Source organism: Massilia antarctica (genome assembly GCF_015689335.1).
GTDB classification, from domain to species: domain Bacteria; phylum Pseudomonadota; class Gammaproteobacteria; order Burkholderiales; family Burkholderiaceae_D; genus Telluria_A; species Telluria_A antarctica.
On sequence record NZ_CP065053.1, the window covers coordinates 2,015,099 to 2,027,366 of the forward strand.

Consider the following 12,268-nt stretch of genomic DNA (forward strand, 5'->3'; position numbering starts at 1 on the left):
GAGGCCGTTGCAAGCAAGCGGGTAATTAAAACGGAATTGCCCATGGGCGAGGAATGCGACGATTTATTCCGCACGATCCTCGCCCGGTAAACTTACATATTGCGCCGGTACTGCCCACCCACCTCGAACAGCGCCGTCGTAATCTGCCCCAGCGAGCAAACCCGCACCGCTTCCATCAGCTTCTCGAACACGTTCGCATTGTCGATGGCGGCCTGCTGCAACGCCGCCAGCACTTGCGGCGCCTGCTCGGCGTTGCGGCGATGGAAGTCGTCCAGGCGCGTCAACTGCGACTGCTTTTCCTCGTCCGTCGAGCGTGCCAGTTCGATCTTTTGCGGGGTGTCGTTGGCCTTCGGATTGCGGAAGGTGTTCACGCCGATGATCGGCAAGGTGCCATCGTGCTTCTGGTGCTCGTACAGCATCGACTCTTCCTGGATCTTGCCGCGCTGGTAGCCGGTTTCCATGGCACCCAACACGCCGCCACGTTCGGCGATGCGTTCGAACTCCTGCAGCACCGCTTCTTCCACCAGATCGGTCAGTTCCTCGATGATGAACGAACCCTGGTTCGGATTCTCGTTCTTGGCCAGGCCCCATTCGCGGTTGATGATCAGCTGGATCGCCAGCGCGCGCCGCACCGATTCGTCGGTCGGCGTGGTGATCGCCTCGTCGTACGCATTGGTGTGCAGGCTGTTGCAGTTATCGTAGATCGCAATCAGCGCCTGCAAGGTGGTGCGGATATCGTTGAAGTCGATCTCTTGCGCGTGCAGCGAGCGTCCCGAGGTCTGGATGTGGTACTTGAGCTTCTGGCTGCGGTCGTTGGCGCCGTACTTGTCGCGCATCGCCACCGCCCACAGGCGGCGCGCCACCCGGCCCAGTACCGTGTATTCCGGGTCCATGCCGTTACTGAAGAAGAACGACAGGTTCGGCGCAAAATCGTCGATGTGCATGCCGCGCGCCAGGTAGGCTTCCACGAACGTGAAGCCGTTCGAGAGCGTGAACGCCAGCTGCGAAATCGGGTTTGCACCCGCTTCGGCGATGTGGTATCCGGAGATCGACACCGAGTAGAAATTGCGCACCTGGTGATGCACGAAATACTCCTGGATGTCGCCCATGACTTTCAGCGAAAACTCGGTCGAGAAGATGCAGGTGTTCTGGCCCTGGTCTTCCTTGAGAATGTCGGCCTGCACCGTGCCGCGCACGTTTTGCAGCACCCAGGCGCGGATTTTCGCTGCTTCGTCATCGGTCGGCTGGCGCTTGTTCTCGACCACGAACTTGTCGATCTGCTGGTCGATGGCGGTGTTCATGAACATCGCCAGGATGGTCGGCGCCGGGCCGTTGATCGTCATCGATACCGAGGTGCTCGGGCTGCACAGGTTAAAGCCGTCGTACAGCACCTTCATGTCGTCCAGGGTGGCGATGGACACGCCCGAGTTGCCGACCTTGCCGTAAATGTCCGGGCGCAGCGCCGGATCGGCGCCGTACAGGGTGACGGAATCGAATGCGGTCGACAGGCGCTTGGCGTCCATGCCTTCCGACACCAGCTTGAAGCGGCGGTTGGTGCGGAACGAATCGCCTTCGCCGGCGAACATGCGGGTCGGATCTTCGCCTTCGCGCTTGAACGCGAATACGCCGGCCGTGAACGGGAACGAGCCAGGTACGTTTTCCAGCATCAGGAAGCGCAGCACTTCGCCGTGGTCTTCGTAGCGCGGCAGCGCCACCTTGCGGATCTTGGTGCCCGACAGCGTGTGAGCGATCAGGCGCGTGCGGATTTCCTTGTCGCGGATCTTGACCACGTAATCGTCGCCCGCGTACGCGGCCTGCATTTCGGGCCACATCGCCAGCAGTTTCTTGGCGGTGGCGTCGAGGGCGTTGTCGCGCTCCGTGATCAGTTCGTCGAAATCGGCCGTTTTGGATGCCAGCGCCAGCATGCGTTTTGCTTCCGTCAGTTGCTGGCGCTCGCGTGCCAGCTTGACCTGTTTCGACGCGTTCTTGTGGTAGCCGCGCACCGTATCGGCGATTTCGGCCAGATAGCGCGCGCGTGCCGGCGGCACGATCACGTGCTTGCCGCTCGAATGGCGGATGTCCATCCGCGGCAGCTTGCCCGGCGCGATGTGCAGGCCGAATTCGCCCAGTTTCGGCAGCAGGCCGAGATACAGGGCAGTCACGCCATCGTCATTGAAGCGCGACGCCTGGGTGCCGTACACCGGCATTTCCTCGGGACGCTTGCTCCACATTTCGCGGTTGCGCTGGTACTGCTTGGCGACGTCGCGCAGCGCGTCGAGCGAGCCTTTGCGGTCGAATTTGTTGATCGCGATGAAGTCGGCGAAGTCCAGCATGTCGATTTTTTCGAGCTGGGACGCGGCGCCGAATTCCGGCGTCATCACGTACATCGACACGTCCACGTGCGGCACGATGGCGGCGTCGCCCTGGCCGATGCCGGACGTTTCGACGATCACCAGGTCAAAGCCGGCCACCTTGCAGGCGGCGATCACGTCGGGCAGCGCCTGCGAGATTTCGGAACCGGCTTCGCGCGTGGCGAGCGAGCGCATAAATACACGAGACTGCGCGCCCGCCTGGCCATTCCACGGATTGATCGCGTTCATGCGAATGCGGTCGCCCAGCAGCGCACCGCCCGATTTGCGGCGCGACGGGTCGATCGAGATGATCGCGATATTGAGCGCATCGTTTTGGTCGAGGCGGATGCGGCGGATCAGTTCGTCGGTCAGCGACGACTTGCCGGCGCCGCCGGTGCCGGTGATGCCCAGGGTCGGCACGTGCAGTCCTTCGGCCGCGTCGACAATCGCCTTGCGCAGTTCGGGCGTGGCCTTCTCGTTTTCGAGCGCGGTGATCAGCTGCGCCAGCGGGCGGTGGCGCGAGGCCACGTCGCCCTGCCGCAGCGGCGCCAGGGTGGTCGGGGAATAGGTGGACAGGTCGATGTCGCAGGTCTGGATCATCGACTGGATCATGCCGACCAAACCCATGCGCTGGCCGTCTTCAGGGCTGAAGATGCGGGTAACGCCGTAGGCATGCAGGTCCGCGATTTCGTCGGGGACGATCACGCCGCCGCCGCCGCCGAACACCTTGATGTGGGCGCCGCCGCGTTCCTTGAGCAGGTCGATCATGTACTTGAAGTATTCGACGTGGCCACCCTGGTAGCTGGAGATGGCGATGCCTTGCACGTCTTCAGCCAGCGCCGCGGTGACGACTTCGTCGACCGAGCGGTTGTGGCCCAGGTGGACCACTTCGACGCCGTTGGACTGCAGGATGCGGCGCATGATGTTGATCGATGCGTCGTGGCCGTCGAACAGCGAGGCGGCGGTGACGAAGCGGACTTTGTTGGCCAGTTTCGGCTGTTCGGGGAGATTCAGTTTGGCGGCGGGAGTCAGGTCGTTCATGATGATCCTTGCGATATCGTTCTTGTAAGGTATATGACGTTTACGTAAACGTCAAGCGACGTGTCCGTAATAGGCGGAGCGGGAATATCCCCCCGTCGTTCCCGCGCAGGTCCCAGTTTCTATGAAACTCCTGAAATCTCTTGGAACTGTGCAAAGTGCGAGGGCGCTTCCAAATGGCGCTAACCTAAGCTCCGTCATTCCTGCCATTGGCAGAAATGACTTCCCGCGCAGGCGGGAATCCATAGCACATTCGTATATCGACGGTGCTATGGGGGAAACGCATGCGTTTCCGCCTGCGCGGGAGCGACGGTTTCGAGGTTTGTAGTCGCAAAGCTGCTCAAATTAGCGGCAAAGACTAGTTCCTGGAGAGGCGGGAACCCAAGTGTGTCAGCGTAGGGCACGAACTTGGGTCCCCGCCTTCGCGGGGAGTCGGTTCCGGCAGTGCCGGAGACGACGGAGCCGGGGCTAGCGGGAGCGGGGGGCGCTGGTGTCAGCGACGATTATGCCGCGTGCTTGCGCGCCTCATCCCCCAGCAGCCGCGCCTTCTCCACGCGGAACTGCGCCACTGCCTTTTCCTTCACATGTCCATACCCGCGAATATGCTCCGGCAGGTTGGCCAGTTCCACCGCGGTCGCGTGATTGTCCGCATTCAGGCCAGCGACCAAACCTTCGATCATCTGGCGATACTCCACAATCAGCGCGCGCTCCATCTTGCGCTCCTCGGTGCGCCCGAAAATATCGAACGCTCCGCCACGCAGGCCCTTGAACTTGGCCAGCAGCGCGAACGCCTTCCACATCCACGAGCCGAATTCCGCCTTCACCAGATGCCCCTTGGCGTCCTTCTTGGCGAACATCGGCGGCGCCAGGTTGAACTTGACCGAGAAATCGCCCTCGAACTGCGACTTGAGCTGCTCGACAAAGCGGCCATCGGTGTACAGGCGCGCCACTTCATATTCGTCCTTGTACGCCATCAGCTTGAAGTAGTACTTGGCCACGGCCGTCGACAGCCGGTTGCCCAGTCCCTGCGCCGTTTCCGCCGCGCGCACCTTGGCCACCAGCTGCTCGTAGATCGCCGCATACGCGCCATCCTGGTACTCGGTCAGGAACTCGACGCGCTTCTTGATGATGTTTTCCAGGCTTTGCGGCATCTGCACCACGATGGCCTGGGTCGGCGTGGCCACCTTCTCCACGCCCTTCAGGTCCACGGCGGCGCGGCGGCCCCACAGGAAGCTTTTCTTGTTCGGCTCCACACCCACGCCATTTAACTCGATGGCGCGCAGCAGCGACGCCTCGGTCAGTGGAATGCGGCCCTTCTGCCACGCATAACCCATCATGAACAGGTTGGCGGCGATCGAGTCGCCCATCAGCGCCGTTGCCAGCTTGGTCGCGTCGATGAAGTCAGCCGCGTCAATGGCCGGCGCACCCACCGATTCCATGATCAGCGCGCGCACTTCCGCCGCCGGATACTCCCAGTCGGCCTGCTGTGCGAACGTGCCGGGTGGCTGCTCGTGCAGGTTGATCACGGCCATGGTCCGGCCCGGACGCATCTTGGAAATCGCATCTTGCGCGCCGGCCGTCAGCATGTCGCAGCCGAGGATCAGGTCCGCTTCGCCGGTGGCGATGCGCTGCGCGCGCAGATGGTCGGGCGAACGCGCCACCTTCACGTGCGAGGTGACCGAACCGTTTTTCTGCGACATGCCGGTCATGTCCAGCACCGAGGCGCCCTTGCCTTCGAGGTGGGCGGCCATGCCCATCAGCGCGCCGACGGTGATCACGCCGGTGCCGCCGATGCCGTTGATCAGGATGTTGTACGGCTGGTCGATATTCGGCAGCACCGGTTCCGGCAGCGCACCGAAACCGTCGTCCACGTTCCCCTTGGTCACGCCAGTCTTGGTCTTCTTGAGCGTGCCGCCTTCGACGGTCACGAAACTCGGGCAAAAGCCCTTCACGCACGAGTAGTCCTTGTTGCAGGACGATTGGTCGATGGTGCGCTTGCGACCGAACTCGGTTTCCTTCGGCAGGATCGACACGCAGTTCGACTGCACGCCGCAGTCGCCGCAGCCTTCGCACACGGCGTCGTTGATGACCATGCGCTTGTTGGGGTCGGGGAATTCGCCCTTTTTGCGGCGCCGGCGCTTTTCGGCCGCGCAGGTCTGGTCGTAGATCAGCACCGACACGCCTTTGACTTCGCGCAGTTCGCGCTGGACCGCGTCCATCTCCTTGCGGTCATGCAGGGTCACGATGGACGGCAGCGAGGAACGGTCGCTGTAGCGCGACAAATCCTCGGTGACCAGCGCGATGCGCTTGATGCCTTCGGCCGCCATCTGCTGGGCGATCATCGGCACCGAGGTCTGGCCGTCGACCGGCTGGCCGCCCGTCATCGCTACCGCGTCGTTATACAAGATCTTGTAGGTCATGTTGACGTTGGCCGCCACCGCCGCGCGGATCGCCAGGTAACCGGAGTGGAAGTAGGTGCCGTCGCCCAGGTTCTGGAACACGTGCGGCACTTCGGAGAAGGCTTGCTGGCCGATCCACGGCGCGCCTTCGCCGCCCATGTGGGTGGTCAGCTTGTTCATGCCCGGGTAGATCGCGGTGGCCATCACGTGGCAGCCGATGCCGGCCAGCGCGAAGCTGCCGTCCGGGACCTTGGTCGAGGTATTGTGCGGGCATCCGGAGCAGTAGAAGGCGGGGCGGAACGGCGTGTTGATGGCCTTGCGCAGCACCGCATCCTTGGCGTCCAGGAAGGTCAGGCGTGCCTTGATCAAGTCGCAGGTGCGCGCGTCGGTGATCAGGCGCGAGATGCGCGAGGCGATCACGCGCGCCACCTGCGAGACCGAGAAGTCGGCCTTGGAAGTGAGCAGCCATTCGCCGCGCGGGGCCACCCATTCGCCTTTTTCGTCGAACTTGCCGATCACTTTCGGGCGCACATCGTCGCGCCAGTTGTACAGTTGCTCCTTGAGCTGGTACTCGACGATCTGGCGTTTTTCCTCGACCACCAGGATTTCATCGAGCCCCTGCGCGAATTCGCGCACGCTGTCCGGCTCCAGCGGCCATGGCATGGCGACCTTGAACAGGCGCAGGCCGACGTCGGCCGCCATCTTCTCGTCGATGCCCAGTTCTTCGAGCGCTTCGAGCACGTCCAGGTAGGATTTGCCGGACGCGATGATGCCCAGTTTGGCGTTGGCGCTGTCGATGGTGGTGTGATTGAGCTTGTTCTCGCGCGCATAGGCCAGCGCGGCGTAGATCTTATAGTCCTGCATCAGCGCTTCCTGCTTGCGCGCCTGCAGGCCGAGCGGGTCGGACGACAGGCGCGTATTCAGGCCGCCTTCCGGCATCACGAAGTCCTGCGGAAGCTTCACTTGCACACGGAATGGATTGGCGTCCACCGAGGCGCTCGATTCGACCGTGTCGGCCAGCGCCTTGAAGGCCACCGTGCAGCCGGAAAAACGCGACATGGCCCAGCCGTGCACGCCCAGGTCCAGGTATTCCTGCACATTGCATGGGTACAGCACCGGCACCATGCAGGCCGAGAAGATGTGGTCCGACTGGTGCGGCAGGGTCGACGAATAGGCGCCATGGTCGTCGCCAGCCACCAGCAGCACGCCGCCGTGCTTCGACGTGCCGGCGTGGTTCATGTGCTTGAAGACGTCGCCGCAGCGGTCCACACCCGGGCCTTTGCCGTACCACATGGCGAACACGCCGTCGTATTTGGCCGGGCCGATCAGGTCGACCGTCTGCGAGCCCCACACGGCGGTCGCGGCCAGGTCTTCGTTCACACCAGGCACGAATTTCACGTGATGGGCTTCGAGGTGGGCCTTGGCCTTCCACAGGTTTTCATCGAGACCGCCCAGGGGCGAGCCGCGGTAGCCGGAAATGAAGCCGGCCGTGTTCAGGCCGGCGGCCTGGTCGCGTTCGCGCTGCATCATCGGGAGGCGCACCAGCGCCTGGATACCGGACAGGAAAATATTGCCCGTGGTCGCCGTGTATTTGTCGTCGAGGGTGACCGTGGTCAGGCGTGAAGCGACGTCCTGCGGGGCAGGCGCCGTTGCCGTGGTATCTGGCATGGTGAGTCTCCAAAATGGTATTCGGGATGTCGCCCCGCCAGGACGGCGCCGGGTAAGCGCCTTGGTGACGGGGTGGGGTGCCGCTTTAATGCGGCTTGTTTTACAGCGTGATTCTACAAGACTATCCGGTATGGATCGCCATTGGCGTGGAGTGTATGGCCTTCACGCGCGCAGGGGAAATACGGTTTCGGGATGGGGGTATAAGAAAAAATGATGGCTTGCGCCTGCTGCGACTTATTTGAGCAGGCGCGCGCCCGGCCATGCGCCGCCGGCGCACAGTTCTTCGGTCACCTGGTGCACCAGACGCTTGACCGCAGCGGCGGCGTTGGTCAGGGGGATATTGCGCGAGGCGCACAGGGTCACCGTACGCGCCAGCGCCGGGCTGTGGATAGCCCGGGCCAGCATGGCGCCGCCTTCGATGTCGGCCAGCAGCGGGGCCACCGGCAGGATGGTGGCGCCCATGTCGGCCAGGATCGCCGACTTGAGGATGGCGATCGAGTTGATTTCGATCACGTGCGACAGCTGCAGGCCGGCCTCGCGCGCCACGTTTTCGATGCGCGGACGCACCCCTTGCTGCTGGGCCGGCAGGATCAAGGTGGTGGCCAGCGCGTCGGCCAGCGCCACCCGCTCGCCCGGCGGACTGAACGCCGAACCGGCGCGGCAGATGAAACTGAGCTCCTCCTCGACCAGCGCGCTGCTGGCGAAGGCCCCCAGCTGGCCATCGTCGAACAGCACCGCCAGGTTGATCCGGCCCGACTTCAGCTGTTCGTTCAGATTGCCGGATAACTCTTCGGTCAGCTGCAGGGTGATTTCCGGATAGGTATTGCGCGCTGCCATCAGTAAGGGCAGGGCGAGGGCGCCCGAGATGCTGTGTGGCAGCCCCAGGGTGACACTGCCCGAGGGCCTGGTGGTGGACTGGATCACGGCCGAACGGGCGTCGCCGACCTGCTTGAGGATCGCCAGCGCATGCTCGTAGAACACCTTGCCGGCGTCGGTGGTGAGCACGCCCTGGGCCGAGCGGTGCAGCAGTTGCGCGCCGAGGTCGTCTTCGAGCCGGCGCAACTGCTGGGTCAGGGCCGGCTGGGCCACATGCAGCACCAGCGCCGCGCGCGACAGCGAGCCGTGATCGACAATGGCAACGTAATAGCGCAGCTGGCGTAATTCCATGGTCGTCCGGGGTTATTAGTGAATTTCGGCAAGTATAAATGTATAAAAGAAATATTGACGTTATACTGTCGTTGTCGCCGCGATTGCGCGAGATTACACCACAGACGGACAAACCCATGCTCAAGAAAGTCGATGCTTCCCAACTCAGGCCCGGCATGTACATCCATGACCTGAGCTGCGACTGGATGACGCACCCCTTCGTGCGCAACCGTTTCCTGCTGACCAGCGACGAGGAAATCCGCAAGATCATGGATGCCGGCATTCATGACGTGGTCATCGATAGCAGCAGGGGGCTCGACGTCGACCATGCGCCCACGCTCGAGGAAACGCGCGAGCGCACCGAAGAGGCGCTGGTGGCCATCGCCGCGCCGCCGGTGCTCGTCACCCGCACCAGCCTAGCCGAGGAACTCAAGCGCGCCGCCGTGATCCGCCACCAGGCGAGCGGGCTGGTGCGCACGGTGATGCAGGATGCGCGGCTGGGCAAGGCCATCGAACTCGACAACGTTTCGCCGGTGGTGCAGAACATCACCGAATCAATCCTGCGTAATCCCGGCGCGCTGATGGGCCTGCTGCGCATCAAGACCAAGGATGACTACACCTTTTTGCATTCGGTCAGCGTGTGTACCCTGCTGGTGGCGTTTTGCCGTTCGCGCGGGATGGATGCCCATACCACCCACCAGGCCGGCCTGGGCGGGCTGCTGCACGATACCGGCAAGGCGCTGGTGCCGGACCATATCCTCAACAAGCCCGGCCCGCTGACGGACGAGGAGTTCGCCATCGTCAGGAAGCACCCGCGCGACGGCTACGATATTTTGGTCAAGTCGCCCGACGTGAGCGCGATCGCGCTCGACATCACCTTGCATCACCACGAGCGGCGCGACGGCAGCGGCTATCCGGACCAGCAGGGCGAGGGCGCCATCAGCGAGCTGGCGCAGATGGCGGCCATCGTCGATGTGTACGACGCCATCACGGCCGACCGCTGCTATCACAAGGGCATGCCGGCGGCCGAAGCGTTGCGCAAGATTTATGAGTGGAGCAAGTTCCACTTTCATCCCACCTACGCCCAGGAATTCATGCGCTGTGTCGGGATTTATCCGGTGGGAACCATGGTGATGCTGGAATCGGGGCGGCTGGCGGTGGTGATCGCGCCCCACGAAACCAATCTGCTGGCGCCCAAGGTGAATGTGTTTTTCAACACCAGGCGCAATGTGTATATCAAGCCGGAAACGGTGGACTTGTCGCGCCCGCTGGGCTTCGGCGGCGGCGACAAGATCGTCCGTCCCGAATCGCCCCAGAAGTGGCAGGTCGACCCGATGCGCTTCCTCGGCGTCGACTAGCCGTCCGGCGCGATGGCTAGAAGAACTCGGCCGTATCGTTCGACGCCACCGCTTGCAGCAGCCCGCCCGAGACCAGCTCGTCGTAGTGGCAAGCCTGGTTGCGCCCATGGCTCTTGGCGTAGTACAGCGCCTGGTCGGCATGCCCGAGAATGATCACCGGCGACTCGAATGGGCTGATGCTGACGAAGCCGACGCTCACCGTCACCTGCCCGACCTGCGGAAAATCGTGCGTTTCGACATTCGTGCGGAAGCGGTCGATGATTTTTTGCGCATTGTCCAAGGTCGTCGAGCGCAGCAGCACCACGAATTCTTCGCCGCCGAAACGGAACACCCGGTCCTGCGAGCGGAACGACGATTGCAGCAGGTTGGCGATCAGGATCAGCACTTCATCGCCGTACAGATGGCCGAATTTGTCGTTGACCAGCTTGAAATGGTCGACATCGACCACGGCCAGCCACTGCTTTTGGGCATCGGATTGCTGGCGCCGCTCTTCCTGGCCCGGTTCCAGCGACTCTTGCTCGGCGGTGACATGCAGCATCTTGGCCAGCTGGTCGTCGAAGGTCTTGCGGTTGAGCAGGCCCGTGAGCGAATCGCGTTCGCTGTAGTCGAGCAGGTTCTGGAAGTTGCGGTACACGCTGACGATGCCGCCGATGACGTGGATGGTGTCGCTCGTGTACGGGGTCGGATGCAGGATTTCGAGGCAGGTGTCGACCTTTTCGCCGATCCAGATCGGCAGCCACAAGGTGCGCTTGCCGTCCGCCGAGAGGCCCTCCGCGCTGGTGTCATTGTTGGCGATGCAGGCGGCCAGGGCCGGGAAACTGCTGATCGGCTCGCCCGGGGCATTCGCATCGGCATGCTCTTCCATGCGGGCGGCGCCGCCGGCGCAGATGCTGGCGCGCACGCGCACATACAGGTCCCCACGCACATGCACGATGGTCAGCACGCGCGTCTGCGACGCCTGTGCCAGCTCCTGAACCGCCGAGATCACCGAGATGTCGAGCATCGTGTGGTCGCGGTGGCCAGTCATGTCCACCATGTGTTTAAGAAGGGAATCCATGTCGTTCTCAGAAATGTAAATCAAACAACTACCACTTAGCGGAAGAATCGATGTTCATCGACGTAGGCGCAGACTAGTGTACCTGATCGCCGGGCGCGTGCCGCTTGGCATATCGTGCCGGCGCGCGGTATTGCCTGATTGGCAATTGTCGTGCATAAACGCTCGCGCTCACCCGATTCTACCGTTGTGCAGCGCCTTGCGGCTCACCGCACAGCAACTTTTTCGCCATCTTGTCGTATATCGACCGTTTCCATGATAGCAAAACTAATACCTTAGAGGAAAGTTGTGTGAAGTCAAGTTGATGATTTCTCAGCTGCATATAGTGGGCTCAATGGCGGAAAAATTGAAGTACAGCAGCAACGTACCTCAAGGCAAGGCAGCAACGACGCCGAACCCGTGCCAGATGTTGGCAGTCCTTAACCAACCGGAGGTCACCATGAGCACCATCACCACCGCAGTGCAAGCCTTTATCAACGACGAAGATGGCGCCACCGCCATCGAGTACGGGCTGATCGCAGCCCTGATCGCCGTTGCGATCGTCTCGTCGCTGCAAGATGTGCAGGCGCAACTGAAAATCTTGTTCAAGTCGGTTGTCGACGGCCTGAAAGGCTAAGGCGTCCCAGGCCCCACCTGAGCCGTTGTTTGCTGCACCACGCCTCCCGGGACAGGGCCCTGTCTCGGGGGGCATTTTTTCGTGAGTTGCCCATGCCTGCCTTGACGCTCCCCCACTATGTTTTGATTGCCTTGCTGCTCGCGGCCGCCGCCAGCGACCTGGCCTCGCGCCGCATTCCCAACCGCCTGCTCGCCGCCGGCCTGGTCTGCGCCGCCATCCTGCATCTGTGTTCCGACACGCCGCTGGCGTTGCTCAGCACGGGTCTGGCCGGCTTCGGCACGGGCCTGTTGCTGTTCCTGCCCCTGTACTGTCTGCGCGGCATGGCCGCTGGCGACGTCAAGCTGATGGCCACCGTGGGCGCCTTTACCGGCCCCGCCCTGGCCCTGCAGATCGCCCTGGCCACGTTTTGCGCCGGCGGCGTCATGGCGCTGATGATGATCGTCGCCAGCGGACGTTTGCGCGACACCGCCATCAACCTGATGTCACTGCTGCGCCCCCTGTTCCTGCGCATGGGCGGCATGCCGCTCGCGGCCGAACCGATGCCGACCCCGAGTGTGGGAAATATGCCATACGCAGTCGCCATCGCCGCCGGCACCTTCTTTACTCTGGCTCAGCCCTGGTTGTAAGTTTCCCTACGG

General features: G+C 62.8%; 7 protein-coding genes. 3 read left to right on the top strand and 4 right to left on the bottom strand.

Annotated features, from left to right (window positions below):
• Window positions 1–92: 92 nt before the first annotated feature.
• The 3 genes from icmF to IV454_RS09205 form a co-directional block, all read right to left on the bottom strand.
• The gene (gene icmF / locus IV454_RS09195) at window positions 93–3,392 is read right to left on the bottom strand and encodes a fused isobutyryl-CoA mutase/GTPase IcmF (RefSeq protein WP_206091231.1); all 3,300 of its coding nucleotides are present in this window, start codon (window positions 3,390–3,392) and stop codon (window positions 93–95) included.
• 500 nt (window positions 3,393–3,892) lie between these two features.
• Complete coding sequence (locus IV454_RS09200) at window positions 3,893–7,456, bottom strand: indolepyruvate ferredoxin oxidoreductase family protein (RefSeq protein WP_206091232.1); 3,564 nt, start codon at window positions 7,454–7,456, stop codon at window positions 3,893–3,895.
• 234 nt (window positions 7,457–7,690) lie between these two features.
• Window positions 7,691–8,623: a LysR substrate-binding domain-containing protein gene (locus IV454_RS09205; RefSeq protein WP_206091233.1), complete on the bottom strand. Its 933-nt coding sequence runs from the start codon at window positions 8,621–8,623 to the stop codon at window positions 7,691–7,693.
• Window positions 8,624–8,739: 116 nt separating this feature from the next.
• On the opposite strand from IV454_RS09205, the gene IV454_RS09210 reads away from it, so the two are divergent.
• Window positions 8,740–9,960 carry an HD-GYP domain-containing protein gene (locus IV454_RS09210; protein ID WP_206091234.1) on the top strand — a complete coding sequence of 407 codons (1,221 nt, stop codon included), beginning with the start codon at window positions 8,740–8,742 and terminating at the stop codon, window positions 9,958–9,960.
• 16 nt (window positions 9,961–9,976) lie between these two features.
• Here the strand turns inward: IV454_RS09210 and IV454_RS09215 are convergent, their stop codons facing one another.
• Window positions 9,977–11,017, bottom strand: coding sequence for a GGDEF domain-containing protein (locus IV454_RS09215; protein ID WP_206091235.1), 1,041 nt, complete (start codon window positions 11,015–11,017; stop codon window positions 9,977–9,979).
• Between the two features lie 436 nt (window positions 11,018–11,453).
• Here IV454_RS09215 and IV454_RS09220 point away from each other — a divergent pair, with 436 nt between their 5' ends.
• Together IV454_RS09220 and IV454_RS09225 are read left to right on the top strand one after the other, a co-directional pair.
• Window positions 11,454–11,630: a Flp family type IVb pilin gene (locus IV454_RS09220; RefSeq protein ID WP_206091236.1), complete on the top strand. Its 177-nt coding sequence runs from the start codon at window positions 11,454–11,456 to the stop codon at window positions 11,628–11,630.
• 92 nt (window positions 11,631–11,722) lie between these two features.
• Window positions 11,723–12,256, top strand: coding sequence for an A24 family peptidase (locus IV454_RS09225; RefSeq protein ID WP_206091237.1), 534 nt, complete (start codon window positions 11,723–11,725; stop codon window positions 12,254–12,256).
• The last annotated feature ends 12 nt before the right edge of the window (window positions 12,257–12,268 follow it).